Origin of the sequence: Paraburkholderia mimosarum LMG 23256 = NBRC 106338 (assembly GCF_000739815.1) — a bacterium.
GTDB lineage: Bacteria > Pseudomonadota > Gammaproteobacteria > Burkholderiales > Burkholderiaceae > Paraburkholderia > Paraburkholderia mimosarum.
This window is the reverse complement of sequence record NZ_BBJJ01000004.1, coordinates 141,631-167,264: the sequence shown is the minus strand read 5'-3', so window position 1 is coordinate 167,264 and position 25,634 is coordinate 141,631. Positions and strand designations below refer to the sequence as shown.

Annotated in this window: 23 protein-coding genes; 6 read left to right on the top strand and 17 right to left on the bottom strand. The window is 64.6% G+C overall.

Translation table 11 applies throughout. The annotated features are described in order from the left end of the window. Positions 1-115 precede the first annotated feature (115 nt). The 11 genes from BMI01S_RS04855 to BMI01S_RS42885 all read right to left on the bottom strand — a co-directional run bounded on the left by BMI01S_RS04855 (position 116) and on the right by BMI01S_RS42885 (position 13,095). A complete protein-coding gene (locus tag BMI01S_RS04855) occupies positions 116-1,420 on the bottom strand; it encodes an NAD(P)/FAD-dependent oxidoreductase (RefSeq protein ID WP_028231303.1) in 1,305 nt (434 codons plus the stop codon). Further along, positions 1,420-2,712, bottom strand: coding sequence for an NAD(P)/FAD-dependent oxidoreductase (locus BMI01S_RS04850; RefSeq protein WP_028231304.1), 1,293 nt, complete (start codon positions 2,710-2,712; stop codon positions 1,420-1,422). Before BMI01S_RS04850 ends, BMI01S_RS04855 begins: the two co-directional genes overlap by 1 nt. A 60-nt stretch (positions 2,713-2,772) precedes the next feature. Further along, a complete protein-coding gene (locus BMI01S_RS04845) occupies positions 2,773-4,365 on the bottom strand; it encodes a DUF3138 family protein (RefSeq protein ID WP_028209807.1) in 1,593 nt (530 codons plus the stop codon). A 97-nt stretch (positions 4,366-4,462) separates the two neighbouring features. Beyond that, the gene (locus BMI01S_RS04840; protein ID WP_028231305.1) at positions 4,463-5,374 is read right to left on the bottom strand and encodes an ABC transporter permease subunit; all 912 of its coding nucleotides are present in this window, start codon (positions 5,372-5,374) and stop codon (positions 4,463-4,465) included. Further along, on the bottom strand, positions 5,371-6,342 hold the full coding sequence (locus tag BMI01S_RS04835) for an ABC transporter permease subunit (protein ID WP_028209805.1): 972 nt from the start codon (positions 6,340-6,342) through the stop codon (positions 5,371-5,373). The genes BMI01S_RS04840 and BMI01S_RS04835 overlap by 4 nt, the downstream gene beginning before the upstream one ends. A gap of 13 nt (positions 6,343-6,355) precedes the next feature. After that, on the bottom strand, positions 6,356-7,507 hold the full coding sequence (locus BMI01S_RS04830) for an ABC transporter ATP-binding protein (RefSeq protein ID WP_028209804.1): 1,152 nt from the start codon (positions 7,505-7,507) through the stop codon (positions 6,356-6,358). A 250-nt stretch (positions 7,508-7,757) separates the two neighbouring features. Next, positions 7,758-8,879 (bottom strand): polyamine ABC transporter substrate-binding protein, encoded by a 1,122-nt coding sequence (locus BMI01S_RS04825; RefSeq protein ID WP_028209803.1) that lies wholly within the window; start codon positions 8,877-8,879, stop codon positions 7,758-7,760. A gap of 76 nt (positions 8,880-8,955) precedes the next feature. Continuing rightward, entirely contained in the window at positions 8,956-10,398 is a 1,443-nt protein-coding gene (locus BMI01S_RS04820; protein ID WP_028231306.1) for an aspartate aminotransferase family protein, read from the bottom strand. An 18-nt stretch (positions 10,399-10,416) separates the two neighbouring features. Beyond that, positions 10,417-11,751 (bottom strand): glutamine synthetase family protein, encoded by a 1,335-nt coding sequence (locus BMI01S_RS04815; protein ID WP_028209801.1) that lies wholly within the window; start codon positions 11,749-11,751, stop codon positions 10,417-10,419. Between the two features lie 31 nt (positions 11,752-11,782). Then, positions 11,783-12,592 (bottom strand): gamma-glutamyl-gamma-aminobutyrate hydrolase family protein, encoded by an 810-nt coding sequence (locus tag BMI01S_RS04810; protein ID WP_028231307.1) that lies wholly within the window; start codon positions 12,590-12,592, stop codon positions 11,783-11,785. 278 nt (positions 12,593-12,870) lie between these two features. Continuing rightward, complete coding sequence (locus BMI01S_RS42885) at positions 12,871-13,095, bottom strand: hypothetical protein (protein WP_112171111.1); 225 nt, start codon at positions 13,093-13,095, stop codon at positions 12,871-12,873. A gap of 445 nt (positions 13,096-13,540) precedes the next feature. Between BMI01S_RS42885 and BMI01S_RS04805 the strand changes: the two genes are divergently transcribed. The 3 genes from BMI01S_RS04805 to BMI01S_RS40665 all read left to right on the top strand — a co-directional run bounded on the left by BMI01S_RS04805 (position 13,541) and on the right by BMI01S_RS40665 (position 15,890). After that, a complete protein-coding gene (locus tag BMI01S_RS04805; protein WP_028209799.1) occupies positions 13,541-14,092 on the top strand; it encodes a cupin domain-containing protein in 552 nt (183 codons plus the stop codon). An 81-nt stretch (positions 14,093-14,173) separates the two neighbouring features. Then, positions 14,174-15,664 carry an aldehyde dehydrogenase gene (locus BMI01S_RS04800; protein ID WP_028209798.1) on the top strand — a complete coding sequence of 497 codons (1,491 nt, stop codon included), beginning with the start codon at positions 14,174-14,176 and terminating at the stop codon, positions 15,662-15,664. Positions 15,665-15,731: 67 nt separating this feature from the next. Further along, positions 15,732-15,890, top strand: coding sequence for a hypothetical protein (locus BMI01S_RS40665; protein ID WP_154671281.1), 159 nt, complete (start codon positions 15,732-15,734; stop codon positions 15,888-15,890). A gap of 13 nt (positions 15,891-15,903) precedes the next feature. Here BMI01S_RS40665 and BMI01S_RS04795 read toward each other — a convergent pair whose 3' ends face one another. From BMI01S_RS04795 to BMI01S_RS04785, 3 genes are all read right to left on the bottom strand, one after another. Further along, positions 15,904-16,749: a carbohydrate ABC transporter permease gene (locus tag BMI01S_RS04795; RefSeq protein ID WP_028209797.1), complete on the bottom strand. Its 846-nt coding sequence runs from the start codon at positions 16,747-16,749 to the stop codon at positions 15,904-15,906. Further along, positions 16,746-17,651: a carbohydrate ABC transporter permease gene (locus BMI01S_RS04790; protein ID WP_028209796.1), complete on the bottom strand. Its 906-nt coding sequence runs from the start codon at positions 17,649-17,651 to the stop codon at positions 16,746-16,748. Before BMI01S_RS04790 ends, BMI01S_RS04795 begins: the two co-directional genes overlap by 4 nt. Before the next feature lie 214 nt (positions 17,652-17,865). Beyond that, entirely contained in the window at positions 17,866-19,098 is a 1,233-nt protein-coding gene (locus tag BMI01S_RS04785) for an ABC transporter substrate-binding protein (protein ID WP_028209795.1), read from the bottom strand. Positions 19,099-19,387: 289 nt separating this feature from the next. Here BMI01S_RS04785 and BMI01S_RS04780 point away from each other — a divergent pair, with 289 nt between their 5' ends. The 3 genes from BMI01S_RS04780 (at position 19,388) to BMI01S_RS04770 (ending at position 22,254) form a co-directional block, all read left to right on the top strand. Next, positions 19,388-20,161 carry an SDR family oxidoreductase gene (locus BMI01S_RS04780; RefSeq protein ID WP_028231308.1) on the top strand — a complete coding sequence of 258 codons (774 nt, stop codon included), beginning with the start codon at positions 19,388-19,390 and terminating at the stop codon, positions 20,159-20,161. A 58-nt stretch (positions 20,162-20,219) separates the two neighbouring features. Then, positions 20,220-21,281 (top strand): ABC transporter ATP-binding protein, encoded by a 1,062-nt coding sequence (locus BMI01S_RS04775; protein WP_028231309.1) that lies wholly within the window; start codon positions 20,220-20,222, stop codon positions 21,279-21,281. Between the two features lie 61 nt (positions 21,282-21,342). Beyond that, positions 21,343-22,254, top strand: a complete 912-nt coding sequence (locus tag BMI01S_RS04770; protein ID WP_028209792.1) for a MurR/RpiR family transcriptional regulator — start codon at positions 21,343-21,345, stop codon at positions 22,252-22,254. Between the two features lie 33 nt (positions 22,255-22,287). Here BMI01S_RS04770 and BMI01S_RS04765 read toward each other — a convergent pair whose 3' ends face one another. From BMI01S_RS04765 to BMI01S_RS04755, 3 genes are all read right to left on the bottom strand, one after another. Beyond that, positions 22,288-23,718, bottom strand: a complete 1,431-nt coding sequence (locus BMI01S_RS04765; RefSeq protein ID WP_028231310.1) for a cytochrome P450 — start codon at positions 23,716-23,718, stop codon at positions 22,288-22,290. Positions 23,719-23,798: 80 nt separating this feature from the next. Then, complete coding sequence (locus BMI01S_RS04760) at positions 23,799-24,683, bottom strand: IclR family transcriptional regulator (RefSeq protein WP_081715805.1); 885 nt, start codon at positions 24,681-24,683, stop codon at positions 23,799-23,801. Then, a complete protein-coding gene (locus BMI01S_RS04755; RefSeq protein WP_028231311.1) occupies positions 24,671-25,561 on the bottom strand; it encodes an IclR family transcriptional regulator in 891 nt (296 codons plus the stop codon). The genes BMI01S_RS04760 and BMI01S_RS04755 overlap by 13 nt, the downstream gene beginning before the upstream one ends. Between the last annotated feature and the right edge of the window lie 73 nt (positions 25,562-25,634).

Sequence of the window (25,634 nt, the reverse complement as noted above, 5' to 3'; positions counted from 1 at the left end):
TGCTGTTGCTCCTGGCGAAAAAGCGAATGAAGCAGGGGAAGCTCGTGCGCCGCGCGAGGGCGGCGGACTTTCGCAAGGGTATAACAGCGAGGGACAACGTGCAGGGCGCGCCGCTTCAGAACATCTCCATCACGCGGTGATAGAGCATGCCGATTTCGAGTGCGGGGCGCCGCCACGCGGGGCCGCCGGGGAAGCGCGCGTGTTGCAGGCGCGCGAACAGATCGAATGAAGCGCGCTCACCCACGATCGCCTGTGCAACGAGGCGCCCCGCAATGCCGGTTAGCGCGACGCCGTGCCCGGAAAAGCCTTGCACGTAGTAATAATTCGCGTCGATCGCGCCGAAGTCCGGCGCGCGATTGCGCGTGACGTCGACAAAGCCGCCCCATGCGTATTCCACGCGCGCCGCCGCGAGCTGCGGGAACGTATCGCTCATACGCGTCTGCATGGCCGCCGTGAGTCGCGCGGGCGCCGCGCCCGTCGAATCGGCGCGGCCGCCGAACAGCATCCGGTCGTCTGCCGAAACGCGGAAGTAGTCGAGAAAGAAGTTGTTGTCGCACACGGCAGAACGTTGTGCGATCAACGAGTTTGCCAGTTCGCGCCCCAGCGGCTCGGTGGCGATGATGTACGAGGCGATGGGCGCGATGCGTGCGGCCACGTCGGCAGGCAGCACGCCGCCCGGCGCGGCGTTGCAGCAGGCCACGACGAAGCGGCAGCGCACTTCGCCGCGTGCGGTCTTCACGACGGGCCGCGCGCCGCGCACGACCTCGAGCGCGCGGGTATGCGCGAACAGTTGCGCGCCTTCGCGGCGCGCGGCAGCGGCGAGGCCAAGACAGTACTTGAGCGGATGCAGATGCCCGGAAACGGGATCATGAACGCCTGCGATATAGCGCTGCGAGGCCACGCGTGCGCGCGTGGCTTCGGTATCGAGCCATTCGAGGCGGTCGTAGCCCCAGCGCGTGCGTGCTGCGTCCATCCACGCGCGCAAATCGGGAACGCGCTTCGCTTTGGTCGCGACGGTCAGAAAACCGGGCGTGAAATCGCAATCGATGCCGTACCGTGCAATGCGCTCGCGCACGAGGTTCACGCCTTCGACGGAGAGCGCCCACGCGGCGCGTATGCCCTGCGAGCCGAGCTGCTTTTCAAGCACTTCGTCTTTTGCGAAGCCCACGAGCGTTTGGCCACCGTTGCGGCCCGAAGCGCCCCAACCCGGACGATGCGCGTCGAGCACCACGACGGAGAGACCACGCGCGCGGCACTCCAGCGCGACCGAAAGCCCGGCGAAGCCCGCGCCGATCACGCAGACGTCGGCGTCGAGCGCGCCTTCGAGAACGGGGTCGTCAGCGGCGGGGCGCGTGGCAGTGGCTTCGTAGTACGAGTCGCGGGCGAGTGCGTTCGCCTGGGCGTCGAGGTCGAGTGTCATCAGAGCAGGTCCTTCATTCGGTACCACGCCATCGCGAGCACGAGGGCAGGGGTTCGAAGTGTAGCGCCGCCCGGGAAATCGCGGTGGCGGATCTTGCCGAACAGGTCGAAGCGCGCGGCCTGGCCGTGAATGGCTTCGGCGATCAGCGTACCCGCGAGTCCCGTGGTGTTCACGCCGTGACCCGAGAAGCCCTGCGCGAAATACACGGTGGGCGAGAGGCGGCCGAAGTGCGGCGCACGGTTCATCGTGATGTCCACGTAGCCGCCCCATGCGTACTCCACCTTTACATCGGCGAGTTGCGGAAACGTTTTGAGCATGTCGCGGCGCATGGCTTCGCCCAGATTCGGCGGCGCGAATGTCGAATAGCTCACTTTGCCGCCCCACAGCAGGCGTGTGTCCGGCGCGGGCCGGAAGTAGTCGAGCACGAAGCGGCTGTCGCATACGGCGGCCTGGGCGGGCATGAGGGCCTTCATGCGATCGGCGCCCAGCTTTTCGGTGGCGATCACGTAGGTGCCAACGGGCATGATTTTGCGCGCGAGAGCGGGTGCGAGGTTGCCGAGGTACGTATTGCATGCGAGCACAACGAATTTCGCGCGTACGTTGCCGCGTTCGGTTTCGACCACGTGGGTGCCGCTTTCGTCGCGCAGGCGCGTGACGGGGCTGTTTTCGAATATGCGCACGCCGGCTTCGACGGCGGCGCGCGCGAGGCCGAGCGTGTAATTGAGCGGATGCAGATGCCCGCTATCGGGATCGTAGAGGCCGCCCCGATAGCGCGACGACTGCACATAGCGCCCGACGCCATCGCCATCCACGTACTGGAAACGGTCGTAGCCGAAGCGCTGCGCCGCTTCATCGCGCCAGCGCTTAAGCGCATCCACGTCGCGCGCCTTGTTCGCGGCGGTGAAATAGCCTGGCGTGAGCGAACAATCGATGCCGTGCTGCTTGACGCGCCGTTTCACGATATCGAGCGTTTCGAGGCCCATGTTCCAGATCTGCCGGACTTCGGCTTCGGGCATGAACTGCGCGAACGTATCGATATCGCAGGCAAAGCCGCCGATCAACTGCCCGCCATTGCGCCCGCTCGCGGCCCATCCGACTCGCGAGGCTTCCACGAGTGCGACGCGGTAGCCGCGTTCGGCAAGATTGAGCGCAGCGGAAACCCCCGTGAGGCCCGCGCCGATCACGCAGACATCGGCTTCAATGGCGCCTTCCAGCATGGGGTGGGCCGTCGTGTCGTTGACGCTCGCCGCGTACCACGAGGGCGCATGCGGTTGATTGGCGAATTTGAGCATAGGAAAAGGTACAAAAAAAGACGGGCGACGACCCGATGGCCGCCGCCCGTCCTGGCTCCATCAGAACGAGTAGATGAACTGCGCGCCGAACAAGTCGTTGCTCTTGCCGTACGAGCCGTCGTTGTGGAGGAATACGCGCTGCGTCGCCCAGTCGTGACGATATTCCATCTTCACGATGATTTGCTGCGTCGGGAAGAACAGCAGGTCGAGCGCCACGTCCTGACGCGTCGCGCCCTTGCACTCGAAGCCGAAGCCGCCGCCCGCCTTCGAGTTCGTCAGGCAGTCCGCACCAATGCCGAAACCGTTGGACGTATCCATGCCGTTCGAGTTGAGCACGATGCCGCCGCCGCCGCCGCCGTTCTTGCTGTTGGCGAGCAGGTCGTAGCGTACGGTCGCGCCCATGCGGCCCACCACCGGCGCATTGAACTTGCGGTGCGCGAGCAGCGAGAAGCCGTACCACTGTGCATTGCCGCCGTTGAACGCCGCGTGCTGCTGCTGGCCGTAATCGACTTCGGCGTTGTACTGGATGTCCGCGAGCGTGTAGCTCGCGTCGACTTCGCCGAAGAAGAAGTAGCCACCCGAGCTCGATGCCTGGCCGCCCACGCCGTATACGGCCTGGCCCGTAGTCGAATTGAACGCGCTCGGCAGCGTCTGGCGGCCGATGTTGAACGAACCGCCGATATCGAGCGCGCTGGACCACGTGTAATCCGCGCGCGCCGTGAAGGTCGGAATCTTGTTGCTCGTGGTGATCGGGTCGCCCAGTGCGTTCTGGCCCGTTTGCACGACCGCGCCATTGGTGCGGTACTGCTCGTTGGCGATCATGAACTTGAAGGCCCACTGGCCGCCCGGCGAGTAGTTCCAGCCGACACCCACATAGCTGCCCGGATCCGAGAAGTCATAGAGCAGGTTGTGCGTGAGTGTGAGCATCTGGTTGGACTGCTGCACTTCATAGCCGCCGAAGCTCGGCATGAGACCGGCGACGAAGGTGCCCGTGGGCGTGACCGGCACGGTGACGACAGCCGTGTTCAGGATGTTGCTCCCGATCTGGCCATGCTCGTTCTGCAGCAGCGTGATGCCGTTGCCGCGGTTGGGCATGAGCGTGATTTCGGCCGAAGGCGCCATCGGGCCTACGCCAAAGGTCTTCTTGATGTCCAGATAGACATCGCCGAACGTGCTGTTGAAGTAGTTGTACGCACCGGTATGGTTCGCGAACAGGAACGACGAGGTGCCCGGCGCGCGGTTGTAGATATACGTCGGGTCGATGTAGCCGGTGATCGACAGGCCCGCGAGCGGGCCGGTCGTGGCCGCGTCGGTGAGCGAATCGACCTTGAGCTGCTGGCTCGCGATCTGCTGCTTCATCGCTTCGACCTGATCGTTGGTCAGATTCGCCGGCGCCTTGCCGTAGTCGGGCGAGGTGATATCGACGACCGGCGCCGCTGCCGTTGCCGGTACCGTGGGCGCCGCCGCGGCGGTCTTCGCGGAAGGTCGTGCCGAAGCCTTCGATTCGGCCAGTTCGTTCCTGAGCGATTTCACCTCTTTTTGCAGCGCATTCAACTGCGCCTGCAGGGCCTTGATCTGTTCGCTGGTCGAGTCCGCGAGCGCGAGCCCCGGCAGCGCCCCGGCCACCAGCAGACAGATTAACTTCTTCTTCATTGAAATTCTCCTTGTTGGTCGTTATTGCAGTTACTTCAAGTGCGGCTAAGGGACGGCGGGCGGCCGCGCGCCGCCCCTCGTTGTTACGCAATCCTCATCAGACAGCGCGCCGGCCGATGGGCGTGCCCACGGCGCCCGCAGGGGCGGCCGGTTTGATGACTTCGGCGGCCTCGGGCTGGACGAAGGCGAGCTGCATATCGCGCATGCGTCGTTTCTCTCGCGCCGACATCAACTGGTTCACCACGATCACGCCGATCGTCACCGCGCTGATGAAGAGCGTGGCGAGCGCGTTCATCTCCGGATTCAGACCTAGGCGCACGCGCGAGAACACGACGAGCGGCAGCGTGGTCGAGCCCGGCCCGGAAAGGAACGCGGACAGCACGAGGTCGTCGATCGAGAGCGTGAACGAGAGCAGCCAACCCGAAAGCAGCGCCTGCGAGATGAGCGGGAGCGTGATGACGAAGAACACCTTGAGCGGCGTCGCGCCGAGATCGAGCGCGGCCTCCTCGAGCGACTTGTTCATCTCCTTCACGCGCGACTGCACGATGATGGCGACATAGGAGACGCACAGCATCACGTGGCCGATCCAGATCGTCACGATGCCGCGCCCTTTGGGCCAGCCGAGCATCTGCTCGAGCGCGACGAAGAGCAGCAGCAGCGAGATGCCCTGAATGACCTCGGGAATGACGAGGGGCGCATTGATCATGGCGGTGTAAAGCGTGAATCCGCGAAAGCGCCCGAAGCGCGCGAGCACGAAGCCGGCCCATGTGCCGATCACGACCGAGGCGAAGGCCGTCATCAGGCCGATCTTCAGCGAGAGCCACGCGGCACTGAGCAGCTCGTCGTCCCGGAGCAGCGCCGCGTACCACTTCAGCGAGAAGCCAGACCACACCGTGACGAGCTTCGACTCGTTGAACGAGTACACGACGAGGCTGATGATCGGGATATAGAGGAACAGGAACCCGAGGCTGAGAACGCCGGTGGAAAGCGTACGGTTGGGCTTGATCATTTGCCTTCCTCCAGTTCCTTGACCTGGTAGTACTGAAAGATCGCCATCGGCACGAGCAGCAGCAGCACCATCGCAACGGTGACGGCCGAGGCCATTGGCCAGTCCATGTTGTTGAAGAACTCGTCCCACATCACGCGGCCGATCATGAGCGTGTCCGCGCCGCCGAGCAGTTCGGGAATCACGTACTCGCCGACTGCCGGAATGAAGACGAGCAGGCTGCCTGCGATGATTCCGTTCTTCGAGAGCGGCAAGGTGATCTGCGTGAACGCGACCCAGGGCCTGGCGCCCAGGTCGTATGCGGCCTCCAGCAGCGTGAGGTCCATCTTCACGAGGTGCGCGTAGAGCGGCATCACCATGAAGGGCAAATACGAATACACCATGCCGATGTAGACGCCCGCGTCGCTGTGATAAAGCCGCAGCGGAGCGTGGAGGAGCCCGATGGCGATGAGCGCGTGATTGAGCAGGCCGTCGTCTTTGAGAATGCCGATCCACGCATAGACGCGGATCAGGAACGACGTCCAGAACGGCAGCATCACGCCCATCATGAGCAGGTTGCGCGTGGCCGGGTTCGAACGCGCGATGTAGTAAGCGATGGGGTAGCCGATCAGCAGGCAGAAGATCGTCGAAACCGCCGCCATCTTCAGCGAGCTGATATAGGTGGCGATATAGAGGCTGTCCTGAAGCAGGAACGCATAGTGGCCGAGCTGCAGCGCGAAGTGCACTACGCCGTCCTTCATCTGGACCAGGTTCGAGTAGGGCGGAATGCCCATCACCTGGTCGGCGAAGCTGATCTTCAGCACGAGCACGAACGGCAGCGCGAAGAACAGCGTGAGCCACACGAACGGCACGCCGATCACGGCAGTGCGGCCCGAAGGCACGAAGCGCGAGAAGAAGCGAGCGAATGCGCCGCGGCGCGTGTCCGCGGCCGCGCGCCCTGATGCAGGCGTGGTGTGAACAGTGGTACTCATGGTTCAGGTCTCCTTACTGCGTGAGCACGACGCCGCTGGCCGGCGACCAGGACACATAAACGTCGTCGTTCCATGCTGGCGCGCCGTCGGTCATGAGGTGCGAGCTGGAAAGATTCGAGACGACCACCTTGCCGCCCGGCAGGCGCACGTGGTAGAGCGAGTAGCTGCCCATGTAGGCGACGTCCGTGACGACACCGCGCGCCCAGTTGTGCTGCGTGCCGGGCCGCTCGCGCGTCACGCGCACCCGCTCGGGGCGTACCGAAATGCCCACCGGCATGCCGAGCGGCCCGGTCACGCCGTGGCTCACGTACATGCGCGTTTCGAGGTCATCGCTTTCCACGAAGATGTGATCGGGTTCGTCTTCGACCACGCGGCCTTCGAACAGGTTGGTCGAGCCGATGAACTCGGCCGAGAAGCGGCTGTTGGGGAATTCGTAGACTTCGCTGGGCGAGCCGATCTGCACGATGCGGCCTTCGCTCATCACGGCGAGGCGGTTGGCCATCGTCATCGCCTCTTCCTGGTCGTGCGTGACCATCACACAGGTGACATCGACTTTCTCGATGATGTTCACGAGTTCGAGCTGCGTTTTCTGGCGGATCTTCTTGTCGAGCGCGGACATGGGCTCGTCGAGCAGCAGAAGCTTTGGCCGCTTCACAAGCGAGCGCGCGAGCGCCACGCGCTGTTGCTGGCCGCCGGAAAGCTGATGCGGCTTGCGCTTGGCGTAGCGGCCCATTTGCACGAGATTGAGCGCGTCGGCCACGCGCTCGCGAATCTCGTTCTTCGCCACGCCTTCCTGCTTGAGGCCGAACGCCACGTTCGATTCCACGCTCATATGCGGGAAGAGCGCATACGACTGGAACATCATGTTGACGGGGCGGCGGTAGGGGGGCAGCGTCGCGAGATCTTCCCCGTCGACGAAAATGCGGCCCGACGTGGCGGTCTCGAGGCCCGCGAGCATGCGCAGCAAGGTGGATTTGCCGCAGCCGGAGCTGCCGAGCAGGGCGAACAGCTCGTTCTTGGCGATGTTCAGGCTCACGTTGTCCACGGCGGTGCTCTCGCCGAACTTCTTGACGACGTTTTCGATGCGCACGAACGCGTCGTTCTTCGCCGGGTTCGAGTTTGCGCGCACAGCTTCTGGGGCGTTGACTTGGGACGTCGAATTCATGATCTGACCTTGGTTCTTTTCTGATCGCAGCACAGGTTTTTCGGGCGCGAGCCGGCCCGCACGGGGCGCACGGGCGACTAGCGATTAGTACTGCGAACGGAGCTCGTTAAAGGCTCGCGCGCGTCGTCAGATAAAGCGGGCGGCGCTGCGCGGCCGGACTTCGGCATTGCGCACTTCAGGCGGGGAGGGGTCGAGCGATCCCTCTCCCGCGTCGTCTCCTTCTTGTTTCCTTCAGGGGGTGATCCGCGTTTCAGTGGCCCGACTTCAACTGGGCCCAGAGGCGGTTTTCGAGGCGCAGGATTTCAGCCGGCATCGGTTTCATCAGCGTCATTTTCTTGAGCACGTCTTCCGGCGGGTACACCGTCGGGTCCTGCGCAACGGACGCCGTGACGAACTGTCGGGCCGCCTTGTTCGCGGTGGGGTAGAACACTTCGTTGGTGATTTGCGCGTTGACCTTCGGGTCCGAGATGTAGTTGATCCACTTCATCGCGTTTTCCGGATGCGGCGCGTCCTTCGGCACGACCATCACGTCGAACCACAGCAGCCCGCCTTCCTTCACGTTCGAGAACTTGACCTCATACGAGCGCTTGGCTTCCTCGGCGCGGCGGTGCGCGATGCCGACGTCGCCCGACCACGCCACGGCCACGCAGATGTCATTGTTCACGAGGTCGTTGATATAGCCCGACGAATTGAACTGGGTGATGTACGGACGGACCTTTTTGAGCACTTCGAACGCTGCCTGGTAGTCGCCCGGGTTCGTGCTGTTGGGGTCCTTGTGCATGTACTGCAGCGTCGCGGCAAACACGTCCACGGCCTGGTCGAGGAACGACACGCCGCAGCCCTTGAGCTTCGAGAGATTCTGCGGATCGAACACGAGCGCCCAGCTATCGACGGGCGCGTTCGGCCCGAGTGCTTTTTCCACAGCTTGCTTGTTGTAGCCGATGCCGTCGGTGCCGAACGCCCAGGGCACACCGTACTGATTGCCCGGATCGGCGTCGGCGATCATGTGCATGAGCACGGGATCGAGATTGGCCAGGTTGGGGATCTTCGACTTGTCGAGCTTCTGGTACACGCCGGCCTGAATCTGCTTGGCCATGTAGTTCGATGTGGGAACAACGATATCGTAGCCAGAACTGCCCGCAAGCAACTTGGCTTGCAGCGTGTCGTCGCTGTCGTAGTTATCGTATTTGACCTTGATGCCCGCTTCCTTTTCGAAGGTCGGGATCGTGTCTTTCGCAATGTAGTCGGACCAGTTGTAGACGTTCAAATCGCCGTCGGCCGCGCGCGCAGGCACGCTGGACATCGCCGTGAGGCCCGCACACGCTGCGAGGGCCGCGAGCGCGACCGTGTGACGAAGATGACTGACACCCATGTTGTTTCCCCTGAAGATGAAGATCGGCGGGAGGCTCTGCACCCCGTTGTGTGCCGCCCGCCGTGGACAAGAAGCGTTATGAAAGACCCAGTTGCTGCGACGTTGCATCGATGGCTTTCTTCGCCTTCGACACGATCTCGTCGATCTCGCCGCGCGTGACGACGAGCGGCGGCGAGAGCAGCATGCGATCGCCCGTGGCGCGCATGATGAGGTTCCCGTTGAAGCAGAAGTCGCGGCAGAGGGTGCCCACGTCGCCGCCGTTCGCGAAGCGCTTGCGCGACTTCGGGTCTTCGGCGAGCTGCAGGCCCGCAACGAGCCCGGCGCCCGAGATGTCGCCGATGATCGGATGATTGCCGAACGTCTCGCGCAGGCGTTGCTGGAAATACGGGCCCGTATCGTTCTTCACGCGCGTGACGATGCCTTCGTCGCGCAGCAGCTTGAGGTTCGCCACGGCCACGGCCGCTGCGACCGGATGCCCCGAGTACGTGAGGCCGTGATTGAATTCGCCGTGCTCGATCAGCGCCTTCGCCACGCGATCATGTATGCCCACCGCGCCCATCGGCACATAGCCGCTCGTGAGGCCCTTGGCCATCGTGATGAGATCGGGTTCGAAGCCGAAGTGCTGATGCGCGAACCATTCGCCCGTGCGGCCGAAGCCGCCGATCACTTCATCGGCACAAAGCAGGATGTCGTACTTGCGGCAGATGCGCTGGATTTCCGGCCAGTAGGTCGAGGGCGGGAAAATCACGCCGCCCGCGCCCTGGAACGGCTCGCCGATGAAGGCGGCCACGTTTTCCGCGCCCACATCGAGAATCTTCGCTTCGAGCTGCTGTGCGCGTGCGAGACCGAACTCCTCGGGCGTCATGTTGCCTTGTGCTTCGCCGTAGAAGTATGGCTGGTCGATGTGCACGATGTTCTCGACCTTCGACGGCATCTGCTCGTGCATGTAGCCCATGCCGCCCAGCGTGCCGCCCGCGATCGTCGAACCGTGATACGCGTTCTTGCGCGAAATGACGACCTTCTTCGAAGCCTTGCCCTGCGTAAGCCAGTACTGATGCACGATGCGCAGCACCGTGTCGTTGCCTTCCGAGCCACTGTTGCAGTAGAAGAAGTGGTTGAACGGCTCGGGCGAGAGCTGCGCGAGCAGCGCGGAAAGTTCGATGACCGGCGGGTGCGTGGTCTTGAAGAACGTGTTGTAGAAGGGCAGTTCCTGCATCTGCCTGTACGCGGCGCTGGCCAGTTCCTCGCGGCCATAGCCCACGTTCACGCACCAGAGCCCTGCCATGCCGTCGATGATCTGGTTGCCCTCCGAGTCCCACAGATACACGCTTTTCGCCTTCACGATCACACGGCTGCCTGCTTTGTTGAGCGAGCCCATGTCCGAGAACGGGTGAATGTGATGCGCGGCGTCGAGCGCGCGGTATTCGCTCGTCGAGCGCATGGCCTGTGCCGGGTGTGCACGCAGCGTCGCGGGCACTTCCTGCAGCGCGGCGGCGGGGGCGTCGATTCGATAGCTCATTGCGATGTCTCCTTTCGTTTATACGTGCAGCAGCAGGTGCTTGCGTTCCCACGAACTGATCACGCGGAAATACGCTTCGTATTCGGTTTCCTTCAGCGCAAGGTAGGCGCGCACGAACTTCTCGCCGAGAATGTCCATAAGCGGCTGGCTTGCGCTCATCAACGTGAGGCCTTCTTCCAGGTTGCGCGGCAACTGGTAGGGCAGCGAATAGCCGTCGCTCACGAGCGGATCGGTGGGCTTGAGGTGCTGCGTCATGCCCAGATAGCCGGCGGCGAGCGTCGCGGCGATCGCGAGATACGGATTGGTGTCCACGCCCGGGATGCGGTTCTCGATGCGTCGCGCGGCCGGCGACGAGTACGGCACGCGAAAGCCCACCGTGCGGTTGTCATAACCCCATGCCACGTTGATCGGCGCTGCCATGAAGCGCGAAAGACGGCGATACGAGTTGATGTACGGCGCGAAGATCGGCATCAACGCAGGCGTGTACTTCTGCTGGCCGGCGATATACGCGTAGAACATGTCGGTCGGCTTGCCGTCGGAACCGGTGAAAAGGTTCTGGCCGCTTTCCGCCGAGACGAGACTCTGGTGGATGTGCATCGCCGAGCCCGGCTCGTTCTCCATCGGTTTCGCCATGAAGGTGGCGTACATGTGATGGCGCAGCGCCGCTTCGCGCACCGTGCGCTTGAAGAGGAACACGCGGTCGGCGAGATTGAGCGGGTCGCCGTGCAGGAAGTTGATTTCCATCTGCGCCGCGCCCACTTCGTGAATGAGCGTATCGACTTCGAGATCCTGAATATCGCAGTACTCGTAAATGTCTTCGAACAGCGGATCGAATTCGTTCACCGCTTCGATCGAATACGCCTGGCGGCCCGTCTCCGGGCGGCCCGTGCGGCCGATCGGCGGCGTGAGCGGAATGTCCGGGTCCCTGTTCATGTCGACGAGATAGAACTCGAGCTCCGGCGCGATGACGGGCTTCCAGCCTTTCGCCTCATAGAGTTCGAGCACGCGGCGCAGCACGCGGCGCGGCGAGATTTCGACGGGCGAGCCGTCGAAGTGCACGCAGTCGTGGATCACCTGGGCCGTGGGATCGACGGCCCAGGGAATGATGCGGATCGTCGATGGGTCGGGCACGCACACCATGTCGGGATCGGTGACGCCGGTGAGGCTGCCGTCCTCGGGATAGTCGCCGGTGACGGTCTGGATCATCACGGCCTGCGGCAAGCGCATGGATTCGCCCGATTCGAACTTGCTGCGCGGAATGATCTTGCCGCGCGCGATGCCCGCCATGTCGGGGATGATCGCTTCGATTTCGGTGATGTGGTGTTTCTTCAGGAATTCGTCGATTTCATGCATGATCTTTCTCTCTGTTCTGTATGGGCCGGCATCAGGCGTGGGCGGTGCGCGGCGCGTGCGCCACGTCGTGTCCGGCCCCGCCCGGTATTCGGGCCAGCATGCGGTTGCGGCAAGCCTCGCCGAACGCGTGGAAGATGGCGGTGGATAGGGCGTCGTCGGCATGCTTCCACTCGGGGTGCCACTGCACGCCGAGCGCGAAGCTGTTCGCGCTTGCAACGCTCACAGCTTCGATGAGGCCGTCGGGCGCGAATGCCTCGGCTACGAGACCTGCGCCAAGCCGCTCGATGCCCTGGCCGTGCAGCGAATTCACGCGAACTTCGCGCGAGCCGCCCGCAAGCCGTTGCAGCAGGCCGCCTTCCACGAGCTTCAACGCGTGCGCTGGACCATATTGCGTGTCGAGCGGATCGTCCTTGTTCTCGCGGTGGTCGTCATAGCGCGCAACGGTATGCACCTGCTGATGCAGCGTGCCGCCGAATACGACGTTCATTTCCTGAAAACCGCGGCAGATGGCCAGCACCGGCACGCCTGCCTCGATCGCGGCGCGCATGAGCGGCAGCGTCGTCGCGTCGCGTGCGGGATCGTGCAGCGTGCCGGTCTCGCTCGCCGGGCCGCCGTAACGGTGCGGCTCGACGTTCGAGTAGCTGCCGGTGAAGAGCAGCCCGTCCACGGTTTCCAGAATGTCCGCCGCCATCTGGCGCTCGCCGAGCGCGGGAACGACCAGCGCGAGCGCGCCTGCGCCGTCCACCGCCGCGGCGATGTATTTCTCGCCGGCAACGTGCGACGCGTGCGGCCCCATCATCGTGCGGTCGGCTGTGACGCCAACTAATGGTCTGGTTCGCATGACTAATGATTCACTTCCTTGCCCTTGCGCCATGCATCGACGCTACGGGCGTGACATGACCTTGCAGCCTTGCTGGACGCAAAACTACAACCCTGTGTGCTCCGGGGCAGCGACGCTAACGGATGGCGCTGCGCGTGGAGATCATGTAGGCGGTTCGCTTTCTTCCGGTGTGGGGCGCGACGGTGCTCAGACGCGCACGGCCACATCGTTCAGGCGCGACGAGACACCTCGCGAACGAACGACGGCGAAGAAAGCGAACGGCGCAGGAAGGAGAGGCGCTACGGCAGAAGCGACGCGACTTCGTCCGTGTGGACGGCGATGAACGCGCGCGCGGAAACGGAGTTGTGACGCCGCACGGAGCGGCGGGAAAGGATCGTGAAGACGGACAGGAACAGGCGAGAGGCAAGCCTGCCGCTACTGCCGTCGGCGAGGGCGGCGCAGTCACTGCGAAGACACCTCGCATGACTACGATCCCATCTCACCAGAGGGCCACGGACTCTCACAATAACACTCGACCAGTTGCGTTGAGGAAGACGTTTGGTGCAGGCATTCGAGGTCGTCAATTTTATTGCCGTTTCACACATTGAACGACTTCGATGTATCGCTTTCCAAACGCGGTCGATTTGCAATGTTTCTCGCATAAAACGCGTTTTTTGCACTGCAACGCGGCTGAAACACTGCGCTGTTCGACCTGTGGTTCAGCATATACGAGCCAAAAAGGGCGTCAATTATTTTTTTAAGTTTTTGACGTCAGCACTTTCCCCGAGGTTCCTTTTGATATAGCACGCTGTGCGAAACAAGGGCTTTTCTCCTTATATTTCGTATCACTTACAGGGGTTTGTACTGACGCAAAATAGAACAAACTGATTAGAATATTCAACACCTGCACCGCGTCGTGCACGCGCGTCTCCTTGTCAACGGTCCTTCATCGTGTCCGAGTCCTCCTCTGTGTCGTCCGAAGTCGCCACGCGCCTGCGGCATGTCCGCAAACGCTATGGCCTGTCGCAGCGGGAACTGGCCAAGCGCGCCGGCGTGACCAATGGCGCGATCTCGCTGATCGAGCAAAGTCGCGTCAGTCCCTCTGTCGGCTCGCTCAAGAAACTGCTCGAATGCATACCGATGAGTCTTGCGGAGTTCTTCACGTTCGATCTGAGCGAGGGCACGGGTGTCGTGTCGCGGCGGAGCGAAATGCCGAACCTCGGCAACGCGTCCATCGAGTTCTATCTGGCTGGTGCGAACATCAAGGACCGCAACATGTGCATCATGCGCGAGGTCTACCAGCCGCTTGCCGATACGGGCCCCGAGATGCTCACGCACGCCGGTCACGAAGGCGGCGTGGTGGTCGCGGGTCAGTTGGAGCTGACCGTGGATGGGACGACGTGGCTGCTCGACCCCGGAGACAGCTACTACTTCGAAAGCCGCTTCCCGCACCGGTTTCGTAATCCCAGCGCGAACGAAGTTTGCGAAGTGGTGTCGGCGAACTCGCCGCCCAGCTTCTGACTGCCTGATCGCGCAAACCCGTTTCATCTGACGCCGAATCGACGGCGGACAAGGTGAATCGAAAATCATTGAGGCATCCTCATGGAAATGAAAACTCTCGTTTACTGGCAGGACAAGGCCGCGACGCTATCGATCGAGGGCCGCGCATTCATCGACGGCGCGTATCGCGACGCGTACTCGGGCCGTACCTTCGACTGCGTGAGCCCGATCGACGGCAGGGTGATCGCGAACGTGGCAGATTGCGGCGCGGCCGACGTGGACGCGGCGGTTGCAGCCGCGCGCCGCGCGTTCAATGAAGGCGTATGGGCGGGCCTGAACCCACGCGCGCGCAAGGCAGTCCTGCTGCGCTGGGCCGCGCTCATGCGCGAGCATCTCGACGAACTCGCGCTGCTCGAAACGCTCGACGCGGGCAAGCCCATTGGCGACACCACGACCGTGGACGTGCCGGGCGCGGCCTATTGCGTGGAATGGTTCGCTGAAGCCATCGACAAGGTGGGCGGCGAAGTCGTGCCCGCAGATCATCATCTGGTGGGCCTCGTGACGCGCGAGCCCATTGGCGTGGTGGCCGCGGTGGTGCCGTGGAATTTCCCGATCCTCATGGCCTCGTGGAAGTTCGGCCCCGCCCTCGCCGCGGGCAACAGCGTCGTGCTCAAGCCATCGGAGAAGTCGCCGCTCACCGCGATTCGCGTGGCGCAGCTCGCGCACGAGGCCGGCATACCGGCAGGCGTGTTCAACGTGCTGCCGGGTGGGGGCGAGCCCGGCAAGCTGCTGGCACTGCATCACGACGTGGACTGCATTGCGTTCACGGGATCGACCAACGTGGGCAAGCAGATCATGCAGTACGCGGGCCAGTCGAATCTCAAGCGCGTGTGGCTGGAACTGGGCGGGAAGTCGCCCAACATCGTGCTGCCCGACTGTCCGGATCTCGACCGCGCCGCGAACGCCGCGGCGAGTGCGATCTTCTACAACATGGGCGAAATGTGCACGGCGGGCTCGCGCCTGCTCGTGCATCGCGAGATCAAGGAGGTGTTCCTCGCGAAACTCATCGAGGCCGCGAAGGCATATAAGCCTGGGAATCCTCTCGATCCGCAGGTGTCGATGGGCGCGATCGTCGACAAGATCCAGCTCGAGCGCGTGCTGGGCTACATCGAGGCAGGCCGCAAGGACTCGAAGCTGCTGGCAGGCGGCGAGCGCGTGAACCATCAAAGCGGCGGCTTCTATATCGAGCCCACCGTGTTCGACACGCACCACGACGCGAAGATCGCGCGTGAAGAGATTTTTGGGCCGGTGCTGTCCGTCATTACGTTCAACACGATCGACGAGGCCGTGCGCATTGCCAACGACAGCGATTACGGGCTGGCAGCGGCCGTCTGGACAGCAAACCTCACGCACGCGCACGAAATTTCGCGGCGCCTGCGCGCGGGCACGGTCTGGGTGAACTGCTACGACGAAGGCGGCGACATGAATTTCCCGTTCGGCGGCTTCAAGGAGTCGGGCAACGGCCGCGACAAGTCATTGCATGCGCTCGAAAAGTATACGGAGCTGAAGTCCACGCTCGTGCGGCTGCGCTAACGCAAAAGTAAGGGGCCCGCAGCGCTGCGGCGGCTCCTCGCGACCGCCGCCGCGCGTGGACGCGCGCGTGATGCTGCTGTTCGACTTCAAGATGATGTTCGTGGCGACGCTTCTCGTCATTCCGCTGCTATTTCTGATCCGGACTGGCCCGAACACCGTCACCCCCGATACGAGTCACGCGGCGATGGACCAGGCACGTCCTTCGCCTTTTCGCCCGGGCGCTTGAAAAAGCCGAGCCCTCACTTCACGGCGCCAAGCGCGAGGCCCTTCACCATATAACGCTGGAGCCACGCAAACACCACCGAAACCGGCAGCGTGGCCGCGAGCGTCGCCGCCATCACGAGTTGCCATTCCACGGTGTACTTGCCGGCCACCATGTCGGTGACCTGCACGGTGAGCGTTTTGTTCTCGGGCGAGCGGATCAGCGTGTAGACCACGGCGAACTCGTTCCATGCGCTGATGAACGTGAAGATCGCCGTCACGACCACCGCCGGGACCGCGAGCGGCAGGAACACGCGAAACACCGCACTGGTGCGGCTGCAGCCTTCGAGCCATGCCGATTCTTCGAGATCGCGCGGCACGGTCTGGAAATACGACGAGAGCATCCATACGGCGAATGCGATATTGAACGCCGCATACGAGACGATCACGCCGATCTTCGAATCGACGAGATTGCCGTCGCCGTACGGAATCATCGCGGCGAGCCGGAACAGGCCGACCACGAGCAGGATCGGCGAGAGCATCTGCGTGACCAGCAGGAACTGCCGGTAAAGACCGCGCCCGCGAAACGGAAAGCGCGCGAGCGCATAGGCGGCCGGCAGGCTCACGGCGAGCGCGAGCGCGGTGGAAAGACAGCTCACCACGATGCTGTTGCGCAGCGCGACGCCGAAGTTCGCGGCCTGCCACATGTCGACGTAGTTCTGCCAGCGCCATTCCATGGGCAACCAGCGCGCCGGAAAGACGAACACTTCCGATGCCGGCTTGAACGAGGTGAAGAACATCACGGCGAACGGGAACAGCACGACGAGGACGAGCGGCGAGAGCGCGAGCCAGCACCAGATCGAGCGTTTGAGCTTGCGGTTCATGCCAGGTCTCCTTGCGCGCTGCCGCGTTTGGCCTGCAAGCGCAGGTAGGCCACCGAAAATGCGAACAGAATGACGAGCATGATGAGCGAGACGGCGGCGGCTTCGCCTGGTCGTCCTAACCGAAAGCCGAGTTCGTAAAGGTAGGTGACGAGGATATGCGTGCTGTCGTCGGGGCCGCCTTGCGTCATCACCCAGATGATCGGGAACGAGTTGAACACGTAGATCACGTTGAGCAGGATCGCCATGTTGATGAACGGCTTGAGCAGCGGCAGCGTGAGCTGGCGGAACTGCTGCCAGGCCGTAGCGCCGTCGATGCGGGCGGCTTCGTAGATGTCGCCCGGCACCGAGGAAAGGCCGCCCATCAGGATGGTGGTCGTGAACGGTATGGACACCAGTATCCCGACGCAGATCTCGACCGGAAACGCATACTCGGGCGTGGCGAGCCAGTGAATCGGCCCGGCCGTGAGCCCGAGGCGCTGCAGCGTGACGTTGACCATGCCGTAGTCGTCGTTGAACGCCCAGCGCCACACCACGGCGGTCATGGTGAGCGAGACGGACCACGGCAGCATGACGATCGTGCGCGCAATGCCGCGGCCGTAGAAGTCCTGATTGAGCACGAGCGCGACCGGCACGGAAATGAGCACCGTGCCCACCACGACGAAGAATGTCCAGATCAGCGTGTTCCTTAACGCGCTCATGAACACCCGATCGCCGAACACGTTATAGAAGTTCTGCAGACCGCTGAAGTCGCGGATCTGCCCGAAGCGCGATACATCGTGCAGCGACTGGTACACGATGTTGAAGATCGGATAGCTGATGATGAAGAGCGCGAGCACGAGACTCGGCACGATCAGGAGCCACGGTGCGCGGGGCGTGGAAACGGCGCGGGGGAGTCGGCTCATGCGGGTTCGTGCGCGTGATCGGTCGGGGGCATCGCCGGCCGGCGGGGCGGCGGGCGAGGGCTTCAGTGGACCCGTAGTCATGTCGAAATCGTCGGTGCTTCGAAACGTCGGTTCTCAGGCGGCCCGGCGCGCGCCGCAGACTCTGGGCGCGCGCCGGGCAGGCCATCAAGGCAAGGCTTCCTGGCTGGCCGATACGCCAACCAGGTTGCCAAACTTACTTGCCGAGCGCCTTGTTCGCCTCGGTGGCCGCCTGGTTCAGCGCGTCGGCGGGCTTGGCCTTGCCGAGGTAGATCGACTGCATCGCGTTGGTCACGGCCTTCGCGGTGTCTTCCCAGCCCGTCACGGTCGGCGCGAACTTCGCGTGCGGCAGGAGCGCGATGAACGCCTTCGTGTCCGGGTCCTGGAACGCCGGGTCGGTCGCCTCGGCCTTCGTGGTCGGCAGGAAGCCTTCGGTGCTCGTGAACTGCACGCGCGGCTCCTTCGTGAACAGGAAGTCGAGGAACTTCCAGGCGCTCTTCTTCACCTTGGAATTCTTGAACATCATGATCGAGTCGGTCACCGCGTAGGTGGCGGGCGTCGTCGCAACCGGGATCGGGTCGATGCCGTACTTGATGTTCGGCGCTTCCTTCTTGAGCTGCTTGGCGAGGAACGGCGCCGAGATCATCATCGCCACGCGGCCCTGCTTGAAGAGGTTCTGCACGTCTTCGCGGCTGTAGCCCGTCACGCCAGGCTGCGTGAGACCTTCGTCGATCATGCTCTTGTAGAGCGTGGCGGCCTTCACGCCGGCCGGCGAGTTGAACGCGGCCTTGCCGTCCTTGCCCACCACGTCGCCGCCGTGCGTCCACAGCGCGTAGTAGTAGTACACGTCGGTTTCGATTTCCTTGCCTTGCAGACCGAAGCCGGCAATGCCCTTCGCCTTGAGCTTCTTCGAGGCGTCGATCACGTCGTTCCAGGTCTTCGGGCCGTCCGGATAGCCAACCGATGCCAGCATGTCCTTGTTGTAGTAAAGCGCGCGCGCCGAGGCGGCGATCGGCAGACCGTAGGTCTTGCCGTTGATCTGACCCGGGGCGAGGAACGGGCCGATGAAGCGGCCCTTGAAGTTCGCGTCCATATACGGGTCGAGCGGCTCGGCAATGTCGTCCTTCACGAAGTCGAGCAGCCAGCGCGTGCCGATGATCGCGAGGTCGGCATTGGCGCCGCCGGAGATGTCCGTTTGCAGCTTCTGTTGCAGCGAGTCCCAGTTCACGTCTTCGATCTTGATCGTGATGCCGGGATTGGCGGCCTCGAACTGCCTCGCCATTTTCTCGAAGTACGGAGCGGTGGCATCGCTGTAGTGCGCGACGGTCACGCGGACCGTATCGGCGTGCGCCGCGGCGGTGATGCCGGCGAACGCGAGCGCGACGGCGAGCTTGCCGAACATGGTGGTTGCACGTGCCTGAAACGACATTCTCTCTCTCCTGGGTAGTTGTTCCTGCTTATGCCGCCGCCATTTCCCCGGCCGCTGGGTTGCGTTGTTTGAAAAAATCCTACAGGATGAAAAAAACGTTGTCACCTGGTATTCCCGATATTGTTTCGAGTGTCGGGATTTGCATAACATGCTGTAAAACAGGGGAAATTCATGCGGTGCAGCAGCGCGGCGCGGTCGGTATAAACCCGCACAGGGCCGCCGCACGTCATTCGTATGTAGGAAATTTACAGGCCCGCTGGCGCGACTGGAGGGCCGTACGGAGAGGGTTATGAGCCGGGTAGTGCTGGTGACGGGCGCGAGCGGCGGCATAGGCCGCGCGCTGTGCAAACGGTTTCTCGATGCGGGCGATACGGTGCTCGCGCTCGACCGCGACGCGGCGGGTGTGCAGCAACTCGCGGACGAATTGGGCGCGGTTCGGCTCGAACCGCTCGCCGCGGACGTGAGCGACCCGGCCGCCGTGACTGCCGCGGTGGCGCGCGGCACGGCGGCGCGCGGCCCGGTGGACGTGGCGGTGGCGAACGCCGGCGGTGCGCTCGGCACGACGCTCGCGCGCACCGACGCCGAGAGCTGGCGGCGCGACATCGAACTGAACCTGAACGGCGCGTACTACACGGTCGAAGCCGTGCGCGCCTCGATGATCGAACGCAAGAGCGGTGCACTCGTGCTGATCGGCTCGGTGAACGGGCTCACCGCGCTCGGTCATCCCGCGTACAGCGCGGCGAAAGCCGGCCTCGTGAGCTACACCAGGGCGCTCGCCATGGAGCTGGGTCCGCATGGCATACGCGCGAACATCGTTTGCCCCGGCACGGTGAAGACACCCGCGTGGCGCGCGCGCGTCGATCAGCACCCGAAGATATTCGAAGAACTAAGCAAATGGTATCCGCTCGGCGACGTCGCGACGCCCGAGGACATCGCCGACGCCGTGCAGTTTCTCGCCTCGCCGCAGGCGCGCGTCATTACGGGCGTGGCGCTGCCCGTGGACGCAGGCCTGATGGCCGGCAACCGGCTGATGGCGAACGAACTGACGCTCGATCCGTTCTGAGCCGAGCAAGCAAGCACGACGCAGCGACCTGTAAAGACTTCACGCACACGAGGACAGCATGGCAGCGGTACAACTGAACGGCATCTACAAGCGCTACGGCGAGACCCAGGTCGTGCATGGCGTCGATCTCGACATCGAAGACGGCGAGTTCGTCGTGCTGGTCGGCCCGTCGGGCTGCGGCAAGACCACGCTGATGCGCATGATCGCGGGTCTCGAAGACATCTCGGGCGGCGACCTCACGATCGCCGGCACGCGTGCGAACGCGCTGCCGCCGCAGCAGCGCAACATCTCGATGGTGTTCCAGAGCTACGCGCTCTACCCGCATCTCTCGGTGTACGACAACATCGCGTTCGGCCCGCGCATTCGCAAGGAGCGCGAAGGCGCGTTCAAGCCGCGCATCGAAGCCGCCGCGAAAATGCTCAACCTCTCGAACTATCTCGAGCGTCTGCCGCGCGCGCTCTCGGGCGGCCAGCGCCAGCGCGTCGCCATGGGCCGCGCCGTGGTGCGCGAGCCGGCGGTGTTCCTCTTCGACGAGCCGCTCTCCAATCTCGACGCCAAGCTGCGCGTGCAGATGCGCACCGAAATCAAGGCGCTGCACCAGCGCCTGCGCAATACGGTGGTGTACGTCACCCACGACCAGATCGAGGCGATGACGATGGCCGACCGCATCGTCGTGATGAACGCGGGCCGCATCGAGCAGATTGGCCGCCCGCTCGACCTTTACGACAAGCCGGGCAACCTGTTCGTGGCGAGCTTCCTGGGCTCGCCTTCGATGAATTTCGCCGAAGGCACGGTCATGAGCGACGCGCGCGGCACCGCGCTCGTGCTCGAAGACGGCGTGCGCATCGCGCTGCCCGAAGGCAAGGCGCAGGCGGGCGCGCGCGTGACGCTCGGCGTGCGTCCCGAGCACATCGAGGCGGGCGGCGACGTGCCGTTCAACGTCGAAGTGATCGAGCCGACTGGCGCGGAGACCCACTTGTACGGGAAAATAGGCGGCACGACATGGTGCGTCACCACGCGCGCGCGGCCGGACATAGCGCCCGGCCAGCGCATGACGCTGGAATTGCCTCTCGCGCACCTGCATCTGTTCGACACTGAAAGCGGCAAGCGGCTCGATTGAAGCGGAAGCCCGCATCGAAACTGGATAGCGGGTGCCTCGTATCATTCACGGGAAAAACAGCTTGCCGGTCTCCAATCTCATCCATCACGTCCGCAACGTCGCGGCGTCGCTGCGTCCCGCCGAGCGCAAGGTCGCGGAGATGGTGCTCGCCGACATCGACTTCGCCATGCGCGCGAGCATCACCGAACTCGCGCAGCGCGCGGACGTGTCCGAGCCCTCCGTCACGCGCTTTTGCCGTGCGGTGGGCGCGCACGGCCTGCGCGACTTCAAGATGCGGCTCGCGCAGAGCGCGGCGGGCAACGTGCCCTTCGCGCTCGCCACCGAGATGACGGCAGGCGAGGCTGGCGGCGCTCAGTGGGCCGGTGAGGTCGGCACGCTGCTCGACAAGGTGACCGAGTCGGTCGTGCAGGGGGTGACGCATGCGCGTGCCTCGCTGGATACCGCCGTGTTCGAAGCCGCCGTGGCGGCGCTGGGCAGCGCGCGGCGCGTGTACTTCTTCGGCGTGGGCGCGGGTTCGGGGCTCGTCGCGCAGGACGCGGCGCTGCGCATGCTGCGGCTCGACATCGCGGCGAGCGCGTTCACCGACGCGCATCTGCAGCGCCTCTACGCAGGCTTGCTCGAACCCGGCGACGTGGCGTTCGCGATCTCGCAATCGGGGCGCAGCGTGGAAGTCAACGAGAGCATTCAGATCGCCAAGGAGCGGGGCGCGACGACCATTGCGCTCACGAGCGCGGGTTCGCGTCTCGCGTGGGTGGTGGACATTCCGCTCCTGCTGCGCGTGCCGGCCGCGAGCGACGCGCACGCGCCCGCTGTGGTGCGCATCGCGCATCTTGCGGTGCTCGATGCGCTCGCCCTGGGCGTGTCGCTCGGGCTAGGGCCCAAGGCGCTCGCGAAGATGCGCGATGCGCAGGCGCGCAGCGATGGCGCGTCCGACGATGCCTCGGCCGTTGGGACTCCCGAAGACGGGCGCTGAAACCCCGGCTCACGCGCTGCCGCTGCTGCTGCGCTAGCGAGGCCTCAGCCGCACCGGCATCGTATCCGGCACCATCGTAAACGCCTGCACTTCCCGGATCTTTGCCGGATCGATCGCCAGTTCGATCGTGAACGATTTCATCAGCATCGACAGCGCGAGGCGCATTTCCACGGTCGCGAGATGGCGGCCCGGACACACGCGCGGCCCCGCGCCGAACTGCAGATAAGCGCGGACGTCATGGGCTTTTTCGTCGGCATCCTGTTCGCCGCGCTTCATCCAGCGCCACGGATCGTAGCGTTGCGGATCGGCGAAGTGCTTCGCATCGAGCATCGCCGGACGAGCCACGAAGAACATGCGCGTTCCCTTCGGCAGCGCCACGTTGTCCACCACGACATCCTCCAGCGGCTCGAACGAATGCACGGACGCCACCGGACGAAGGCGCGTGGCCTCGATACAGATCGCCTCGAAAATATCGAGGTCTTTCAACGTCGCGTAGTCGGGGCAAACCGTCGAGTCGCCGAGCGCGCCTGAGGCCGTGTCGCCGAGATGCCGCTGCAAATCCGCATCGGCGGCGATGTAGGGCAGCGTCCACGCGATCGAGTCGGCGGTCGTGTCCTCGCCCGCCAGCAGCAGCGTGAGCACGTTGGCGCGGATCTGCGCGTCGCTGATCGGCGTAGCGCCGTCCTGCGTCTCCTGCTGCGCGAGCATCGCTTCGAGCAGATTGCGCGGCGTTTCGGATGGTTCGTCGCGCATGCGCTCGCGGGCGCGCGCCATCATTGCGTTCACGTAGCGGTGCACTTCCTCCAGCGACTGCTCGAGCTTGCGATCCGCCGGCAGCTTGACGTATCGCCAGTAGGGGAAGAGCGCGTTCGTGCGCCTCATGACGCCAGGCAGGATGCGCTCCAGGTGCTCCTGAATCACGCCATGATCGCGCTCCAGCGTGCGCGGGTCTTCGCCGAACGCGAGCGCGCTCGTCACGTCCACCGTGTAGCGCTTGAGGTCGTCGGTCATCTCGATCGTCTCGCCGCGCTCGGCCGCGCGTTGCCAGCGGGTATGCAGGCGCTGCGTGATATCGGCCAGCGTTGGATAGAACGCCTTGATGTTGGGGATGGACAGCGCCTGCATCACGAGCCTGCGTTGCGGCTCCCACGCAACGCCTTCCGCGGAGAAGAGCCCGTTGAACCCCATCTCCTCGAACACGGCTTCGATCGGCTGATAGCGCCGGTAGCGATGCGGGCGCTCGCGCATGATCTGCTGGATCAGTTCGGTGTCGGTCCAGATCGTAATGGGGATGCTGCCTACCTGGAAGCGGTAGGGCGCACCGAGTTCGGCGGCCCATTGCTCGAGGATCAGATGCAGACGCGGCGGCGAAAGCTGCAGCAGATTGCCGAGCAGCGGCACGCCGCGCGGGCAGGGCAGGTCGGCGATCTGGCGCAAGGCCGGGCCGGTGGAAGCGGTGCTCATGTGCGGTCCTCGTCAAGTGGGCGCGCCGCTATATGCGGCTTGTTGTGCGCCGTGTCGTTTGCTGCTGCCCCAGTGGGCGATCAGAGCGGGGCTGCCGCCGCGCCCGCCATGTAGCCGAAGCGGCGCGAAAGGCGCTCCGCTGCGGCCATGAGCAATTGCGCCGCCGTGCCTTCGCGCTCGACGTCGAGGCTGCCCGTAGGTCCCATCACCGCGAGCACGAGGCACACGCTGCCGGTATGGTCGAACACTGGCGCGGCAACCGTGCTGATGCCGGGAATGGGTTTGTCGAGCGCCGTGTCCACCCCGTGCGCGCGAATGGCCGCAAGCCGGGCGAGGTAGTCGGGTGTTGCGCCCTCGCGCGGCTTTGCGCCCGCTAGCCGCAGTTCATCCTGCGCGAGCAGCGCCTCGCGCACGTCGTCGTCGACCCATGCGGCGAATACGCGCCCGATCGCCGTGTTCACGAGCGACATCACCGTGCCGGGACGCAGGCTCACATGCAGCGGCAACGCCGATTCTTCGAGCCGCACGACGGTCGGGCCCAGCGGCCCCGGCACCGCGAGCGCGACGCTCATGGCCGTGGCGGCGGCGAGGCCGACCAGTTCGGCGTCGGCTTCGCGCACCGGCGAGAGGCGCGCAAGGCCGATCAGGCCGAGTTCGAGGCTGAGCGGCCCCGCTTCGTAGCGGCCCGCCGCATCGCGTGCGAGCAGGCCGATCTTCTGGAGGCTCACCAGATGCGGGAACGCTTTGGCGGGCGCCATGCCGGCGGCGGCGGCCAGGTCGCGCAGCGGCAGCGGCGTGCCCGCCGCGACGAGCGCCGCGAGCAGGTCACCCGTCACGTCCAGGGACTGGATGCCGCGCTGCGGCTTTTCCGCGGCATCGGCGGCTTCGTCGGCAATAGTGGCCGTCTGAACGCTGACCGATTCCGCTGCGTCGGACTGGGGGGGCGGGGCGCTTACTCGGGGCATGTTGGTGTCGGGGAAAAAGCAGCCGCGGCGATCTCGGCCGCGGCGTTGCGCAACGCGCGCACGACGGCGCCATTGGCGTGCACGTCGAGCACGCCGCTCGCGCCGATGGCGGTGAGCGTCAGCTTCGGTTCGCGCTGCGGATCGAGCACCGGCACGCAGACGCTGCTAACGCCGGGGCTGGGCGCGTCGATGCCGAGTTCGTAGCCGCGCGTGCGGATGGCCTCGAGCGATGCGAGGAACGCGACGTCGGGCGCCGGCGGCGTGCTTTCCTGCGACGCGCCGGCGCCATCGGCCGCATGACGGGTGCCGCGCCAGGCAGGCTGCGCCGACTGCCGCGTCCAGACGTCCTGCAGCGCATCCGCTGTGAGAAACGCGCAGAACACGCGGCCCGTGGACGTGGCGCGCAGCGACATCACAGTGCCCACGTGCAGGTTCACGTGCAACGGCAGGCTCGCATGCTCGTAGCGCACGATGGTAGGCCCCTGCGGCCCGGCGATGCACAGCGCGACGCTGCAGTTCAGCGCTTGTGCGAGCGCGGCTGCGCGCGGCACGGCCTCGCGCAGCGCGGGCTGCTGTGCGAGATGCAGGAGGCCGAGGCGCAGCGCGAGCGGGCCCGGCTCATAGCGCCCCGAAAGCGCGTCGCGCTTGATGAGCCCGAGGCGCGTGAGGCTCACCAGGTAGGCATGCGCCTGGCTCGACGGAATCTCGCCGCTCGTCGCGAGATCGGTGGCGCCAAGCGGCGCGCGCGCATCCGCGAGCGCGCGCAGCAGGCGCCCGCCCACCTCTACGCTCTGGATGCCGCGCTGCGTGCGGGCCGGCGCCGCGCTCTCAGGCGCTTGCGCGGACACCGATGCGGCGCTGTCGTTGCGACGTCTCATTGGCGCTTTTCTCTGGCTGAAAAAGGGTCCATGTTAACTGATGGGCGGCGCGCAATGGCTGCGGTCGTCAAGC